This window comes from Bradyrhizobium sp. WSM1417 (assembly GCF_000515415.1).
In the GTDB taxonomy this organism is placed as follows: Bacteria; Pseudomonadota; Alphaproteobacteria; order Rhizobiales; family Xanthobacteraceae; genus Bradyrhizobium.
Genome location: NZ_KI911783.1, coordinates 2,886,267 through 2,901,909 on the forward strand (window position 1 = coordinate 2,886,267; position 15,643 = coordinate 2,901,909).

Genomic DNA, 15,643 nt, shown 5'->3' on the forward strand with positions numbered 1-15,643 from the left:
TTTGGCGGAACCGGAATCCGGCGGACGATCAGAGCAACGTCTTCAAAATTCATGCTTTTTCCGGGCGTGTTGCTGAATTGCTGCTGTATTTCTTCAGCAATTTCAGGCACAAAATTATACGTCAGACAAAATTAAGCTTTTTATCGATTTGACAAGGCATCACTAACCTTGGCGCGCCAGTCATTGGGGCTGGAAATACTTTGCGGTGCCCATTCGCCAAGGGCGTCAGGTCCGTTCTGTATCTGTGCTTCGTTGAGCTGCCAGACCAGATATCTGATTGGCGCGGCCGTGAATTCAGGGGACCGGAGATATTGCAGGAGCGTAGCCCAGGGCCCGACGTCTCCGGGATTCCACTTCAGCGCGACGGGGCGGTCAATCCTGTTGGACAGTCGCTGCGGAAAGCCGAAGTAGGGCTGCACGAAACTGTTGCCGACCACGGCGACCGCAGATGGGTCCGGGTCGAGCAGTCCGGCGGCCGGCGCAGCGGTCGCCCGTATGACATAGACATCCGGCCCGATGGCCCGCTTCCGGTCCGGAGGCAGGAAGTTGGCCGCGAGGTCGCCAAGATGCCGATCGCTCATCCATTCGCCCAACCGGGTTCCGCCGCCGGGCTTCCCCGGCAAAGGCGCCCCGGCGGCGATTACACCAGCGACAAGATCCGCTGTCGCTTCGGCAGCGAACGTCGTCCAATGAAAATCGGTGCGGTAAAATACTTCCTTGCCATCGGCCGTGACTGTCTTGAAGGCATCCCGGAGGTCGGGCGCATTGACTCCAGCAGCACGGAGTCCGGTGAGCTCCCGGTCATAGCGCCCGCGAACAGCGTCGGACATCGCTGACCCGTCGGGTAGCAAGCTCTCATAGAATCGGGGCTTGAGCGGGACAATTGCCACAATCAATTTGACGTTTTTCTGAGCCAGCAGGCGTTCGACGTCTGAAATAAGCTGGATGGACGTGCGCTCTGCGTCAGGGCGGGTCACGGTGAGGCTCTCCCAACCGGCAAAGAGCCAGTTGGACTTCCCCTCGATGACAGCGTCGTGTGCCACTGCAGACGACGCGAGTGCAAGCGACGCGGTTGCAACAGCCACCATTAATCTTGTTGGGCGAGGGTTCACTGAATCACCTGATCTACCGCATGAACTTCTTCTCGCCCTCACTAAGAGGGACGACGAGGGATCGCATAGGCCACTCCCATATCACCACCTTGTTCTTGTCCAGGCTGCCAGCTCTTTTCTCGAGGGTTTCAAGCAGCGCGCCGGCGAAGCCGCCGCCGGGCTGGCTGACCTGGGCCACTTCTCTGGTGAGAGCAGCCTGAAGATACTCGAAGAATCCCGAGTTCAACGAAAACGAAGATCCAGCCAGAATGATTGACGGTTCGGCTGCGTCGTCGAGCAGTCCGCGCGCGTGCGAAATCTCGGCTTTGACCTCCTGCTCCTGCTCGGGAGCCGGGGCCAGCGCACGTGGCGCATGGGTCAGCCCGGATTGTCTTAACAAATCACCGGTACGCTCGCGTAGTGGCCCCTCGATCAGTTTGACTGCGTCTTGTCCGGGAGCGAGCGTGCCAGAAACGGCCTGCCTGATCCGCTCGACGGCAAAGCGTGCGCCAGCCTGATCCCAATGCGTATCGGTCCTCCAATAGCCAGGTCTGGGCCAGGTGTCGCGGAGGTCGACGACAAACGCGCCGTCGACGCGTGCCAGTTCACTCCAGAATCGGTCTCGCAAGCGTGATTGTACAGCCGTGATGCCGCAGAGCTTGTCTTCCACCTGGTCTGCCTTGTCCGGTACAGGGACAATAACGAGTCGCGCGCCCGATTGTTTGATTGCCCGGACCAGCCGTTGCAGCATCTCCGCGCGGAGAGCCATCCTTTCGCGATCATTGCGTTCGGCCCGCACTTCTTCGATGCTGTAGAGCCAATCACCGCACCCGGCGCGGACCTGTGGCCCGGCGTCGCCCAGTAACCGATACTCCAGCCCTGTCACCAGGCCGTCCAGCGTGACGCTTCGCGGCACCGCTCCAAAGATTGCTTTGTCGATTTTCTGCGCGAAGCCGCCGTAGGCTAGATCGTTTACTGTCGTCGTTTTCAACACCTGGCCGAGTGCTTCGTGACCTCTGGTCAGCACGGCGACGAGGCCCGAGAAGATCACTGCGAGTACGAGCAAAGGCCGGATCATCCCGCGTCCCTCAGAACTGGAAATACAGGAAGGGAATCACGGTACGGCTTTGCATCGTCCATAACGCGCAGAGCCATAGCAAGAGCGCCAGTTCAAACGGTGGACGATCGATGTAACGTCGCAGCGGGTATTCAGGCAGTGCCGGGGCGTACACTACGAAGAGGCTCACCCCGAGCGTGAGCAGTTCGACAGGTCTTGCCGCCGCGATCATTGGTGATGAAAGGGACAGCCCGTTAAGCCCCAGCAGTGCCGTCATCATTGTCTGGACAACATGCCAGTCCTGGGCCCGAAATAGCAGCCAACCGATCATCACAAAAATCAAGGTCAGAAAGTGGGCGGCTACTGAAGGGATCGCCGGTCCGCCAGCTGCATGCCACAGCCGTGCCCCCATCAATCCAACTCCATGCCAAATGCCCCAGACCAGAAATGTCCAGCTCGCTCCGTGCCAGAGCCCGCCGAGCGCCATGGTCAGCAAGAGGTTGAAATAGGAGCGAGCCTTGCCAGCGCGGTTTCCGCCAAGGGGTATGTAAATGTAGTCGCGGAGCCAGCTTGACAGGCTGATATGCCAGCGGCGCCAGAACTCGGTGATGGATCTGCTCAGATAGGGATTGTCGAAATTTTCCGGGAATTTCAGGCCGACCATCAGTCCCAGCCCGATGGCCATGCTACTGTAACCGGCAAAATCAAAATACAGGTGCAGCGTGTAGGCTGCGGCCGTCAAGGCCACATCGGCCGTGCTCGGGTTTGGCAGCGCATACCCGGCGTCGACAAGTGGTGCGAGCGTATCCCCGAGCAGCACCTTTTGTGCAAAGCCGAGCATGAAACGGCGCCAGCCTTCCGTGAATTCCGCGAGGTCGAAGGAGCGTGACGACAGCCGTTCCGCGACGGACTGATAGCGGACCACAGGACCTGCGACCAGGTGGCCAAACATGGCCTGGTAGGTTGCGTAATTCACGAAGCTGGTCTCGGCGGCGACCGTCTTCCTGAAGACGTCAACTGAGTAGGATATCGCGCCAAACACGAAGAATGAGAGGCCGATTGGCAAAGGAATCGCGGTCCAATGTCCCGCTGAAGCACCAAGGGCCAGCGCGCTTTCAGCGAGAAGGTTGGCGTATTTGAACCAGATCAGACTCGCAATAGGCGCAAGGATAGCAGCGAGCAGGGCAAATTGGCGCTCGCCGCCATCGCTTCGGACGATCCAAAGGCCCGTCGCCCACGACCAGCAGGCAATCGCAACGAGGAGAGGCAGAAAATCGAATCGCCACCAGCCGTAAAAGATCAAGCTGAACACGAGGATCGTGAAGTTACGGAATCTTGCAGGGGCGATCGCATAGGCGAGCAAAAACAGAGGCAAAAAAACAAAAATGAAGGAATCGCTGACAAACACCATCGATGCGTGGCCTAGCGCTCTCGATAGGCTTCGATCTCATCCAATTGTCCGGTGAGACGAAGCCGCCCGGAGCCCTTGTGAAGGAATAGGCTGTAGTAATCGCCGGTGCGGAGTTGGGGAAGCGTCAGGAGCGCGTTGTCTTCGCCGCAGGACCCTTCGAGTTTGGCGATCACAGGGTTGATCGTTCTGGACTGGACGGAGGCGAACGAAGTTTGTTCAAAGATCGTTGGGCCGCCCGCAATTTTCAGCATCGCTGTGCACCCGGGTACGAGATTGAAAAAGCGCAGCCTGGCTTTCAGGCCGTCGCTGGAGCTTTGCGCCTCGTCAATCGACTGCAGGGTCCAGACCGAGTTGGTCTTCGAGACCACGAGGGTGTGATACGTCTCGGCGCCTGGCACTATATCTTTCGAAACCGCAGAGCCGTCGATGGAGAGGTTTAGCGGCTGATTGCCTGGAACGGCGCGGTAGGAGCTCGCCCCCGTAGCCTCGCTCATCGGCAAATCCAGGAAGTTGACCTGAATCCGAGGGACATGTCCGTCGGACGCCATGACAATTCTTACGAAGGCATATCCCGGCGGGGGTCTCGTCGCATACAACCGACCGATCTCCTGCCCAAGACTTTGACCGGGCCGGACGATCGAGAGTGCCAGTAGCAGCACGGCAAAGCCGAACAGCCTCCGAGAAAGGCGATGACAGGGAAGAAGAGGTGCCATTTTTGGATTCAGGGCCTGGTTGAACAACGCGCCGGCTGCTTAACAGCCAGCCATGAGAACGGCATCCGGCCAATACCTCTGGTCGCATGGGAAACAGATTTTAGCAAAGCGGGAGACGGCCAGCACTCGGTTGCGATCCTGCCATCCTGACCAGCCGGGCCGAATGTGGCAGATACATCGCAGCGAGGATCCCGCGGACCGCAAATCCTCTGGAGTTGGCTCTGTAGCCTTGTCCTGTGAATGAGAGGCCATTAAGACTATTCATCCCTGTTAACATGAATCGGACGGGTCAGAGGGCCATACAATGCTGAAACTGGCTGGAGCGGTCACCGGTCTCTCGATGATGCTGGCGGGAGGCGTATCGGCCTCGCCGCTTGTTGTCCAGGCCAGCGCAGCTCAGGCCGACGGTGCGCTTGAGCAGGTGAAGGTGATCTGTGACGAAAGCGGCCGCTGTCACCGTCCGCCGGTCCGCCGGCCTGTGGCGCGCTGGGTCTATGGCGATGGCAATTTTTACGGTCCTTTCGACGGTCCGGGCCATTATGGCAATCCGAGGCTTCGCTACCGGGTGTTTCCTTACTTCTGGTGGTAACACGCCGGATAGTCGTACGACGACATAAACACTGCTCTGGTGGTCCGTTTGGGGGGTACCCGTAGGCTTGCCGGGAATGACTGTCTTTCCTCAGTCAACGGATAGCGTGTGCGCGACCGGATCGGCGCTTCTTGCCCGCAACTGCGCTTACGTCCCGGCCTGCAACAAAAGTGCTCCTTCGCCGCGGCTGCCGGACGTACGCAGCCTGCTCGGCCACGCGACCACCAGCAAGGCGTTTTTCAACATGCGCGCGAGCACCGCGAACTGTGCTCTCTACCCGAAAATCGGCGGCTCGGAAGGGCGAGGTTACCTGGTCCGAACCGCATGATCAGGGCCGGTGGCCGCACCATTGACCAGACGTGAAGCTCAACGTCAGAAACAGGTAGTCACCTCGTTGTCACCGTGTCTTCAGGCCATTCGATAGGGGGACAGTACAGTCCCCGACTTTCGATCTCACGACGCAATTCCTCTGCACGCTCTTTCGCCGGGCCGCCGAGCAGCCGAATGCCTGACCGGGCATCCGCACGCACCTCGTCGCGGATGCTCTCGTACAAGCGGAAGATGAAATGGTCCGAGAGATTTTCGAAGGGCATCTGCGCACCAATCGCTGCAAAAGTGGGGTGGGTCGCCAGACGGGGGCGAAAGTCTGGCGGCCCTGCCAGACTACCAATCCGTGGTCTTTGGCATCAACTCAGACCCACCCTGTCCAGCGCGGCCAAGCGTTAGAGAAGCACGCGCCCGGTCTCAAGGCGAACTTCGGATTAACCTCACTTCTCAAGGTTAAATGTCTGCCTGGACTGTGCTTCTCAGCCTTGGTCGCGATTTCACAGCCTGCTGCGGCTCAACCAGATCCGGCGCATTCGCGGCGGTTTCAGGCTATCCACATGAAAGCGTCCATCAAGCGGCTGGAGGAGCTGGCTGGCTTTGCCGGCCGGCTCACCGACGGGGAGAACGCGACGATCTCGCGGTCAAGGGGCAGCGCCGGGATTTGCCGCACTGACCGACAGCACGCCGCGCGGAGGCGGATGTCACCCGCCTGCGCCGAGTGAGCGTGTCATCGGTTGGATGATCGCGAGCAGTGCCGGCCCAAACGGTGATCGACCCAGGAGAGCGGCTCCTTCGGGTCGGGCAGGGCTTTCGAGGAGGCCACCTGGAGGCCGCCGGCCCCGGGGGCGAAACTTGGGGTTTGCGCGGGGCCGGCGGTCTTTTGGGCGGGACTGGGGGTCACGCCCCGGAAGCCTAGCCGACTCTTGCGGGCCTTTGAAGTGCGACCTTGGATGCAGGACATGACCTCTCGGCCGATGCCCCGGATGGACTGTCAGCGGCAACAGCGGCGGGCATGTGCTCGTCCGCGGCCATGCTGGCAGGGGCGTCGCGTGGCTGTCGGCGGCGAGCCGGGTCTCGCCAACTTGAGGCCGCGCAGAACAAGATCATCATCAGCCAGTGGTCTGCTCGCCTTGAAGGCGGTGTTGCTGGCCGCACATCGCGTCGTCAGATCGCCAGACACTTCGCGAGCGAGCCACGTCGGCTTAAAATCTGCCCTTGGCCGCGTTGGGTGTTGGAGTGGCGCCCGCCCGCAAGGCTCCGGGCCGCCGCCTTAGAGTCAGAGCCAAGGGAGCCGGTTCGAATGATCGTGCGTAGCGCTTACGTTTTCACCAACTAGGTGACCGCCTCGCCTGCATCCCGTTCGCTGAGGATGATGTGGTGCAGTCGCCCGGAAAAGAGCCGAAGGATTGGCGAACGGAGTGCACCGCCGCCAGGCTGCCCGCACCGAATATGCTCATCGAGAGGCTCCCCACGGAAGATGGATCAGACAAACCAGAAATCTGACCGGCCTTTCTTTCCAATCTTTACAGTTTCTCTGTCCACGAATATCCTGAAGCAATTATTTGATTTTCCAGGTGATGTTATGAAAGCTTTTGCGCTAGCTGTTGCGCCCGCTCTCCTGCCCGTGACTCATGACGCACAAGCGGAGACCGGCGCTCGTCAGCTACCACAAAGAACGCTCAGCAGCCGCTGACCAAACGTGTACCAAGTTGCACACGTGCCATGCAGATGTCAGGCAAACCCCGGCAGGGTGGCTAATCATCAAATATGAGATCCTCGCCGATAAGTCTGGTGAGGTTTTCTCTTTCTCGTGGCACGCAACTTCGGTCTGCGGGCCCTTTTGCAGGTCCTGATAGAAACAGCCATTGTGGATGCATACAGATGCAGGTGCCGTGCCCAAAATGCAGAGTGATCGTCGCCATTGGCGCCACCAAATGGTTCTTTGACGGAGGCGAATGCAGGGAGCTTCGCGGGACCGCTGCGGGCCGGGCTGAACAGTATGAAAAGTGTCCCGCCCTGATCGAAGCGGTGTCGAAGGCAGGGAAGAATGCCGGTAGCTAGCCGAAAGCCATTGATCATCTCACCGAAAAGCAGAACAGGTTCAAGCGGCCTCTGGCACCATTTGGAGGGCGCGATGAATCTGATTGTACTCGAGCCTGGTCGGCTGTAGGGGCCCACGATGAAGGCGCGATATCATGTGAGCTCGGCGCGGATGTTGTAGTGGCGGATCGACGAGCTCCGTCTCCAAGGTATGGCAGAAGAAACCGGGCGGGCTGGATCCAGGAGGTAATCGATCAGCAACGCAAACTGAATTGAGGTCTCCGCACCGAGCGCCACAATCCACCGGAGGATCAATGCTGGTTGCTCGATCGGGTCAGACAATCGCAAACTGGGCTGAATCCAGCACGCGCATCAGCACCTCTTCAACCAAAAGACCGGCCCGAGGCGGTCTCGAGGTCCGCGGTGAGGAGGCTGGAGATCAGACTGCACGCAAGCCGACGTTGATACGCCTGTGGCCAAGCCAATGGCTGCTGAAAGATCAATTAAAGAGCTTCTTGATTGCTATTGACGGCCACCAAAAAAATGCGAATAATCTATTATATTTAAATTTGGGGTATTTATTGGTTCGCTGCGAGTAACCAGTTGGAGCTATCTAATGGGCCGGGCAGGACTGCAAATGTCTCATTTGCGACGCCTCCAGGCGGCGCTCGAGAAGATTGCGGCTGATCTTGACGAGATCGAGGGACGTTCCCACGCGCGGCTGCGTTACATTGCCCAGGATCTGAGCGAACCAGGTTCGGCTCGCAGCCTCGAATCGTTCGTTTCCAACTTCGAAATTGCGGTAAGAGGCCGATTGCTCAATTGAGCAATTGAATACAGGAATTATGCGGCGGGGCGGTGCGTCGCTCGCGCTTGGGCATGCCGCGCAAGACAGTACTTTTCAGGCAGGCGAGGGTGCCTCCTGTTTTGGTTGATCCAAGCGAGGCGAAAGCGGCGCGGAAGATCTGGGCGTCTCAGTGGACGCTCGCGCCTGTCACGCAGTCGTTCTTGAGCCATAAAAGATCAGCGGTCTGCGGCCGCATGTCATTCCAGGCCATTCTAATGGACCTACCCGGTCTCAAAAGTCGGCTTGGTCTTTTGGACTCGGATCAGGAAAGGTTGTCTGAGTGCTCAGTCAATGGGCAAGGATCTCGACGCTCGCGGTACGCGCAATGTCGCCACGCCAACTAGGCGGGCTTGGTCACAAAAACCTGCGCGGTCGCTGCAAGCAAACTCCCGCCAAGCCGACCTGTGTTGTCGGTACTGATCTCCCGCCGGCCCGGGCGCTGCCGCAGCGGCTACCGTTCTCTTTGACGTTGAAAATACAACCTGGAATCGCGATTGCGGTTGTATGAGAGAACGCCCGGGAACGCCGCTTCGGCTTCGCGGTTGGAGAGTCGTGAACAAGGTAGGTAGGCCGCCGTTATCGCCGCCCTGTTCAATCCGGCCAATCCCACAAATCCACCTTTCGTTGCTAAACTCAGTGTAGCTGCGGGCGCGAAGGGGATGACAGTGCTGCCATTCGCGTTGAAGTTTCCCAGCGAACTTGATGCCGTGTTCTCGGCGCTCGCGGAGCAGCGTCCGGACACCCTGCAATTCATAACCGATTCAGGGAATGTTGATCTGGCTGACCGCATTGCGGCGCTGGCCATCAAACATCGGATTCCCACCTTTTCCAATTATTCGCAGTTCGCTATTTTGGGCGGGCTTTTGACATATGGGACGACCGAGCGGGATCTATTTACCGGGCGTCATCTTACGTGAGACGGATTCTGAATGGCGCGGCGCCGGGTGAACTTCCGGTGGAGCAACCGACGAAGATTGCGCTGGTCATCAACCTGAAAACCGCCAAGGCACTCGACCTCAGCCTTCCACCAACGCTGATTTCTCGCGCCGACGAGGTAATCGAATGAGCGCGGCCACTTCCCCTATTAGGCCCACAGCCGACTTATCGCCAGCAGCCGTTCCAGGGCTGCATGTGACCCACAGCGGTCATCGGAAGGAGCGAGCGTTGAATTTACTCAAGCTCAAGCAAACCTTCGTATGTTTTTCAACTGATAAAATTAATCGCGAAACGAGCGCAGTGTGTTCAATAGTGAACACAGCTTTGTTGTTGACTCCTAACGGAAGTTAAAATTTACTAAGTTCGTTTGATATTTTCGTTAATTAATTGGGAGCTACAAAATGTGGTCACGTACTTGGCTCGCCATACTAGCTGCCGCAAGCATTGCTAATTGCGGTTCGGCAGATGCTCTGACTCTTACGCAGGCAGGCATCGACGACGGATTTACACTCAACCTGTATATGAGTGGAATCCCGGCGACGAGCGGAACACCATCGTCAGGTTGCTGCGGTCCCTTGGGCATTGCTACGAACAGCTCCGGGCAAGTCGTGATGCAGGTGTACGGCTCGGGCAATTATCTTTTCAGTGATGGGAACGGCCTAGTGTTTAATCCGGCCGCGAAAACGTCGTCGCTGACGGCGACCCAATATGGAATGGCCATCACAAACGTTAATGGCGTTCTGTATGCTGGTAACCAAGACGCGGGCGGCGTGCTTCAAAGACTGAACAGCGACGGCTCACTCAACTCCAACGTGGTGACGAATCCTGCGAATTTTATCGCCGGACATGGCATTTCCACTAACCCAGTGAACGGCAATATCATAACCTCGTCGTCCAACGGGCTTTGGGAAATCAATCCGGCAACCGGCCAGGCCCGGCAAATTGCTGCGACGGGTGCTGCAGTCGATGGCGTTTCAGTGTCAGCTGACGGCAAGATCGTTTATGGAGCCCTGGATGGGAACGGCAACGTCATCGGTGGCTGGGATATGGCGACCGGAAGCGCGGTTCCGGTTTTTGTTTCACAAGTGTTGAATGATCCCGATGGTACGGGCGTTATCGGTGGATCAGGGAAGTTTGCCGGGGATATTGTTGCAAACGGCAACTTCGGCGAAGTTTGGCTGATCGACCATGTCACCGGCGTCGCGACGCTGATCGCGACAGGCGGTACACGCGGCGACTACGTGGGCATCGATGGTAACGATGGGTCGTTGTTCCTCACGCAAACGAATGAAGTCTACAAGCTCGGCTGCGGCCCAGACTGCGGTTTTGTGGGCACGCCAGCTGTGCCCGAAGCATCTACTTGGGCGATGATGATCCTCGGCTTTGCGGGCGTTGGGTTCATGGCATATCGCCGGAAGGCGAAGCCATCGTTGATGGCAACAGCTTGATTCACCTAAGTCAGGATTGAATTAAGAGCCGCCTTCGGGCGGCCTTTTCTTTGCGCGATTTGGCAAGCGCGATGACCGTTGTTGGCCCGTTTGAGACCCTGCGATGGCGCTAAAGACGTCTGCTCATCGGGGCTATCGTGCAGCACGCGCGAGCGTCATGTCGCTCACATCGCCCTTTTCCATCTATGGAAGGAAGACCGGGATTGGTGGGATTTCCATGACGATCCGACATCGGGTCGCACGCTGCGGGATGCCTGCCGTGACTACATCGAAGCTATGGCCATCGATTCGGACGAAGACGATCAGGACGATGGCTATGATGATGAAACCTGACTCGCAGCTCCATTTGAGGGAGTCAAAAGTCCGGCCATAATGATCTTTAAGGCAGCTGAGAATTGCGATGGCGGACGCTCTGGGGGCGTTTCCCCTGGGGGCGACCGCGGATGGTGAAGCAAGCGCGCGTTCCAAGTCGTAACTGCGTGATCAGGCCAGGGCTGAAGAGGTCCTTCTCTCCGCGCCGAAATTCCTTCCCTGTATCGTTCGCGAGCACCGCATGTGCACCAAGAGGCGTGGCGGAGCCGTGTGGTCCGTCAGAACACAACGCTTCAACCAGGACGAATGTCCAGTCGGAACATTGCGCTAAATGAACAGCGTTGGCGCTCGAAACGAAAGCCAACCGCAGCAAGCGCGTATCGAGTCGCGGTCGAGAAAACAAAATTTTGTTCTGACGCATAATCATAATGACTCCAACGTAAAAGCAAAAAATAAGGTGGGGAAAACATGGGAGGCTGGAATGGAAACCGCACCGCGCTTGCGCGCGATGGCGGCGCTCTGTCGGCAGAGTGCCGCGCTTCATCCTGACAGAAGCTGGAAACTGCTCGCCGAGGCAGAATACTGGGAGCATTTGGCGGCGACTCCTCTCCCAACCGACATTGAAGGCTGCTTCACCCCTGGTCAGCATGACTTAGCTGCTGCCTAGCGCTCACCATTTGTCATTTCGAAAATTGAATTGGGGTAATTGGGGTAAATGAGTATTCTTTGGGGGCAGTGGATGACTGCGTGTATCAACGAACGGCCGATGTGTCCGGTATGCAAACACCGGATGGCATTGACGCGCATCTCTCCCGGCAAGTCCGGATTCGAGAAGCGCACGTTCGAATGCTCGACCTGCGAACGTACCCAGACGGCGTCGTTCGCTGTGGATCCAATGAAGACAGATGCGGTCGGTTGGCTTGCAGGCGAATTGAACCCGCCTCGGTGAGCTTGGGTGTAGTTGGTGATGCTGCCGGATGAATGTCCAATCGGCAGCACGAACGTTGTGCTATCGTGAGTACAATGGTGTGCCGGGACCTAGGTGGCGAGTGCGATATATTTCAGCGTTGCTGTGATCTCGAACCCGAATTGCAGAATCGTGGGACATCAGTTCTGGTCGCACCAGCGTGAGCTCTGCCACGAGACGTTCTGCTTGGTCTGCCGCTCCTTGTCGACTTCAAGGATCATTCCGCCCTGATGCTGGCATGTTGCATCGGTGACAAGCTCGATTCGTAGTACGGCATGAAAGCCTCTCTACTTCTGAGCTTAACTGCGCTCCCCATCCAGTGAATCATCGTATGTGAATGCGAAGTCCGGTTTGTGGAAGGATGCGGACCGCGGTCGACCATAGCCACATCGGGTGACCCTGTGACGGGGTGATGCTATTCGCCGAAGTCCACAAAAACCGCGCTTAGCTAGCAGGCAATCTCCGTACCACCATACCGAAGCCTTAGTTGCGAGGCGCGAAAGTTAGTAGCTTTGGCACGATCAAGGAACTTCGGAGCTTCAACAATATTCTGTCATGATCAACAAGGAGGGATCCGCATGCCGATCCAGACCGTGATGGATAGTACCGGCGACAGCCGTCACTTCTTCGATGCGGACGACGCAGGGGAAGTAGCCAAGGCGGAGCAGCGATTCCGCGAGCTGACGAACGTCGGCTTCACCGCCGCGGTCCGAACCGGTTCAGGTCAGGTGTCGCGGATCCGATCGTTCGACCCCACTGCGGAAGAAACTCTCTTCTTCCCCCGGCTGGTCGGCGGCTGAATCGCTGAGCCGTGTGGCGGCTCAGGCGGTCGCGGCCGGGTGAACGCTCACGGATGAGGCCTGCAAAGGCGCTGTTCATTCACGGTGCCGAGTGGACTCCGGAAGGACGCGCGCTGCTGCTGCTGCGGCATTACCTCTCGCCTGTCCAACGGCGGCAATTCTCGGAGAAGGGTTATTTCGAGGTAATCGGCGGCGACACGGGCAACCGCTACAGAATCTATGCGGGAGCGGCTGCGAATGTTTGCGAGATCGACGAAAACGGCCGTCTAGGGATCGGCTTGTGTTTCCTGCCCGTTGGCGACCTTCCGATTGGAGACGTCATGCTGGCCCAGAAGATCGCGCTCGAAACGTGCGAGGGCAGCGCGCTCGCCCCACTTCGGTAGTCACGGCGTTGTGTCAGACAAGTTTGGGCGTGACGTCGCTTATTGGGCCTTCGCCTCCATGACGGGCTGCCGCTACATGTCCGTTCACCGGGCTAGACCGGAAGTCATCACATCGGGGAGCAGGCCGACGCGATTGACCCTGGCTGTGTGAAAACGCCGTGCCTGCTATGATTCCCGCACTGAATCGGCGGGGGCTGGCATGGCTCGTTTCGTTCAAGGAGCTGATCGCGGGCAATCTACTTTGTTGCCGGAATGCCTGGACGACCGGGTTGCAGATGACAATCCGGTTCGCGTGATCGACGCCTTCGTTGCAGCCCTCGATCTGGCTGAACTTGGGTTCGGTGGCGTTGAGCCTGCCGGCACAGGTAGGCCGTCGTATCATCCGGCCGCGCTCTTAGGGCTCTACATTTACGGTTATCTCAACCGTGTCCATTCGAGCCGCCGGCTTGAGCGTGAAGCTGGCCGCAATGTCGAAGTGATGTGGCTGCTCGCCAGGCTTGCGCCCGATCACAAAACGATTGCCGATTTCCGCAAGGACAATGGTCCCGGCATCAAAAAGGTCTGCGCGCGCTTCGTCGAGGCGTGCCGCAAGATGGGCTTGCTCGCGACAGCCAGCGTTGCGATCGACGGCAGCAAATTCAAAGCAGTCAATAATCGCGATAAGAACTTCACGCGCGGCAAAGTCGAGCGGCGGCGCACGCAATTGGACGAGAGTGTTGCGCGCTATCTCGCTCAGCTCGATAACGCCGACCGGCAGGAGCCGTCGGAAACACTGGAGTTAAAAAAGACGCGGATCAAAGAACGGCTCAAAAATCTGACCGTCGAAATGGCGAAACTCGCAGCGATTGAAAAACAGGTTCTGGCGTCGCCCGATCAGCAGATATCGTTCACTGATCCCGACAGCCGTTCGATGGCCTCGAGCGGCCGTGGTTCTGGCGTCGTCGGCTACAACGTGCAGACGGCGGTCGATACAGAAAACCATCTGATCGTCGCGCACGAGGTGACAACAAGCGGCTCAAACCGGTCGCAACTTGCAAACATAGGCCGGCAAGCCAAAGCCGTTCTTGAGGCCGACACGCTCGATGTTGTCGCCGATCGCGGCTACTTCAAGGGTGAAGAAATCGTGGCGTGCGAGCAATCTGGCATCATGGTGACTTTGCCCAAGCCGATGACATCGGGTGCGAAGGCTTCGGGACGCTCCGGCAAACAGGACTTTGGTTATCTGCCAAATGAGGGTGTTTATCGCTGCCCTGCCGGTGAGAAACTCAAATGTTATTATACCAACGACGAAGACGGCAGCAGAAGCTGCGCAACTATTGGACAAACGCCTGCAAAACCTGTCCACTCAAATCGAAGTGCACGCCGAGCCCACAACGCCGAATCAAGCGATGGTGCACGAGGACTCGAACGCGCTCAGGCGCGGCTCGACAAGAATCCAAACGCCATGCGCACACGCCGCGAGACCGTCGAGCATCCGTTCGGCACACTGAAGATGCGCATGGGCGCGACGCACTTCTTGTGCGTGACGCTGCCGAAAGTTGCGACCGAGATGGCGCTGTGCGTGCTCGGCTACAATCTGACACGCGTGCTGAACATCGTCGGGATGAAACCGCTGCTGGCGGCGGTGAGGTCGTGATACCGGCGTTGCCGCGCGCCGTTGCGGTTCATGGGGCGCGTAAAAGAGCCCCGACATTGCCTCAGGATGAGTTCTGGTCGAGCGGCCGTAAAACTTGCCCAAATTGATCGGACCGCGATAGCCTGAGTTCGACCGCGCCGGTCCGCGTCATGGCGTTTTTGCACGACCAAGACCCAAAGCCAACGTCTCAGGGGCCAGATTTTAGATTTGTGACCGTAACGGTCTCGCCGATCTCGAAGCTCATCAGGTCTTCTCCGACAACAAGCAGTCCGGCATACGTCTCGCGGGTTGCCGTGATCAGATCGTCAACGCTCGGTGCCGCCACGGAGTCACTGGCGAGCATGACGAGGTGGGTGAAGGCGGCGAGCTTCGGCCGTGTCTGCGCAAACACGCGTCCGGCTTCCTGCGGCGAGGTGTGATGATTGATGATGCGCTGAATGTCGGCTTGGCCCAGCAGTTCCGGCGGAGCCATCGCAACCTCGTGCACCAGCAGATCGGCGCCCTCGCCGTAGCGGAGCAAGTTCACGTTGTAGCGAGTGTCGCCGGAGATCACCGCGACCCGACCTTGATACTCGATGCGAAAGCCATAAGCCGGCTTGATCGCGTCGCCATGATCGACGGTGAAGGCGATTACGCGCAGGTCGCCGGCCTGATAGACGACGCCGTCCTCACCAAATTCTTCTACTGCCACTGCGACATGCTCCCGGGCGAGCTTTTCGTCCTCGACACGAATCTCGATGTCGTGCGCATAGGCCGCTTCGAGATGATGCATGAGCCTCGCTGTGCCGACCGGGCCGATCACGTTGAACGGGCGCCGACGGTTGCCGAAATGCGAGCTTAGCCAGCCCGTCAGCCAGAGATCTGGAATGCCGACAGTGTGATCGGAATGAAAATGGGTGAGCAACAGCGCATCGATCCGGCCAATCGGAATGCCGAGATGAAACAATCGCATGGCAGCGCCTCGGCCGGCATCGATCAGTACAGTGTGACTGCCGGCTTCGATCAGCGTGCTCGGGCCAAAACGATCGGGACGGGGAATTGGCGTCCCCGTCCCGAGGAGCGTCACGCGAAAATCTGATGTCACTG

Annotated in this window: 16 protein-coding genes and 1 pseudogene; 12 read left to right on the plus strand and 5 right to left on the minus strand. The window is 58.4% G+C overall.

Features of this window, described 5'->3' with window-relative positions; translation table 11 throughout:
• Nucleotides 1-140 precede the first annotated feature (140 nt).
• From BRA1417_RS0113875 to BRA1417_RS40445, 4 genes are read right to left on the minus strand one after another with little or no spacing between them, the layout of a single operon-like run.
• On the minus strand, nucleotides 141-1,085 hold the full coding sequence (locus BRA1417_RS0113875) for a twin-arginine translocation pathway signal (RefSeq protein WP_198034829.1): 945 nt from the start codon (nucleotides 1,083-1,085) through the stop codon (nucleotides 141-143).
• A gap of 40 nt (nucleotides 1,086-1,125) precedes the next feature.
• Nucleotides 1,126-2,169, minus strand: coding sequence for a hypothetical protein (locus BRA1417_RS0113880; RefSeq protein ID WP_027516260.1), 1,044 nt, complete (start codon nucleotides 2,167-2,169; stop codon nucleotides 1,126-1,128).
• Nucleotides 2,170-2,179: 10 nt separating this feature from the next.
• Nucleotides 2,180-3,559: an MBOAT family protein gene (locus BRA1417_RS0113885; protein ID WP_027516261.1), complete on the minus strand. Its 1,380-nt coding sequence runs from the start codon at nucleotides 3,557-3,559 to the stop codon at nucleotides 2,180-2,182.
• 11 nt (nucleotides 3,560-3,570) lie between these two features.
• Nucleotides 3,571-4,299: an alginate O-acetyltransferase AlgF gene (locus BRA1417_RS40445; RefSeq protein ID WP_156948745.1), complete on the minus strand. Its 729-nt coding sequence runs from the start codon at nucleotides 4,297-4,299 to the stop codon at nucleotides 3,571-3,573.
• Nucleotides 4,300-4,576: 277 nt separating this feature from the next.
• Between BRA1417_RS40445 and BRA1417_RS40450 the strand changes: the two genes are divergently transcribed.
• From BRA1417_RS40450 to BRA1417_RS40465, 11 genes and pseudogenes are all read left to right on the plus strand, one after another.
• Nucleotides 4,577-4,861, plus strand: a complete 285-nt coding sequence (locus BRA1417_RS40450; RefSeq protein WP_035968521.1) for a hypothetical protein — start codon at nucleotides 4,577-4,579, stop codon at nucleotides 4,859-4,861.
• Nucleotides 4,862-7,542: 2,681 nt separating this feature from the next.
• Nucleotides 7,543-7,827, plus strand: a complete 285-nt coding sequence (locus tag BRA1417_RS44045) for a hypothetical protein (protein WP_156948746.1) — start codon at nucleotides 7,543-7,545, stop codon at nucleotides 7,825-7,827.
• Nucleotides 7,828-7,844: 17 nt separating this feature from the next.
• Entirely contained in the window at nucleotides 7,845-8,054 is a 210-nt protein-coding gene (locus BRA1417_RS0113910; protein ID WP_027516262.1) for a hypothetical protein, read from the plus strand.
• A 680-nt stretch (nucleotides 8,055-8,734) separates the two neighbouring features.
• Entirely contained in the window at nucleotides 8,735-8,992 is a 258-nt protein-coding gene (locus tag BRA1417_RS41770) for a hypothetical protein (RefSeq protein WP_027516263.1), read from the plus strand.
• On the plus strand, nucleotides 8,989-9,141 hold the full coding sequence (locus BRA1417_RS44050) for an ABC transporter substrate binding protein (RefSeq protein WP_198034830.1): 153 nt from the start codon (nucleotides 8,989-8,991) through the stop codon (nucleotides 9,139-9,141). Before BRA1417_RS41770 ends, BRA1417_RS44050 begins: the two co-directional genes overlap by 4 nt.
• A 1,207-nt stretch (nucleotides 9,142-10,348) precedes the next feature.
• Nucleotides 10,349-10,459 (plus strand): annotated as a pseudogene (locus BRA1417_RS46275) (PEPxxWA-CTERM sorting domain-containing protein); the annotation flags it as partial.
• An 81-nt stretch (nucleotides 10,460-10,540) separates the two neighbouring features.
• Nucleotides 10,541-10,792 (plus strand): hypothetical protein, encoded by a 252-nt coding sequence (locus BRA1417_RS0113930; RefSeq protein ID WP_156948749.1) that lies wholly within the window; start codon nucleotides 10,541-10,543, stop codon nucleotides 10,790-10,792.
• Nucleotides 10,793-11,102: 310 nt separating this feature from the next.
• Complete coding sequence (locus BRA1417_RS45625; RefSeq protein WP_245286224.1) at nucleotides 11,103-11,438, plus strand: hypothetical protein; 336 nt, start codon at nucleotides 11,103-11,105, stop codon at nucleotides 11,436-11,438.
• 878 nt (nucleotides 11,439-12,316) lie between these two features.
• On the plus strand, nucleotides 12,317-12,538 hold the full coding sequence (locus BRA1417_RS0113945; protein WP_027516267.1) for a hypothetical protein: 222 nt from the start codon (nucleotides 12,317-12,319) through the stop codon (nucleotides 12,536-12,538).
• A gap of 53 nt (nucleotides 12,539-12,591) precedes the next feature.
• The gene (locus tag BRA1417_RS0113950; protein ID WP_027516268.1) at nucleotides 12,592-12,921 is read left to right on the plus strand and encodes a hypothetical protein; all 330 of its coding nucleotides are present in this window, start codon (nucleotides 12,592-12,594) and stop codon (nucleotides 12,919-12,921) included.
• Between the two features lie 199 nt (nucleotides 12,922-13,120).
• A complete protein-coding gene (locus BRA1417_RS40465; RefSeq protein WP_245286225.1) occupies nucleotides 13,121-14,557 on the plus strand; it encodes an IS1182 family transposase in 1,437 nt (478 codons plus the stop codon).
• A 187-nt stretch (nucleotides 14,558-14,744) separates the two neighbouring features.
• Here BRA1417_RS40465 and BRA1417_RS40470 read toward each other — a convergent pair whose 3' ends face one another.
• Nucleotides 14,745-15,536, minus strand: a complete 792-nt coding sequence (locus tag BRA1417_RS40470; RefSeq protein ID WP_245286362.1) for an MBL fold metallo-hydrolase — start codon at nucleotides 15,534-15,536, stop codon at nucleotides 14,745-14,747.
• Between BRA1417_RS40470 and BRA1417_RS45630 the strand changes: the two genes are divergently transcribed.
• Nucleotides 15,450-15,635, plus strand: a complete 186-nt coding sequence (locus BRA1417_RS45630) for a hypothetical protein (RefSeq protein ID WP_245286381.1) — start codon at nucleotides 15,450-15,452, stop codon at nucleotides 15,633-15,635. The two genes, BRA1417_RS40470 and BRA1417_RS45630, sit on opposite strands and share 87 nt — an antisense overlap.
• Nucleotides 15,636-15,643 lie beyond the last annotated feature (8 nt).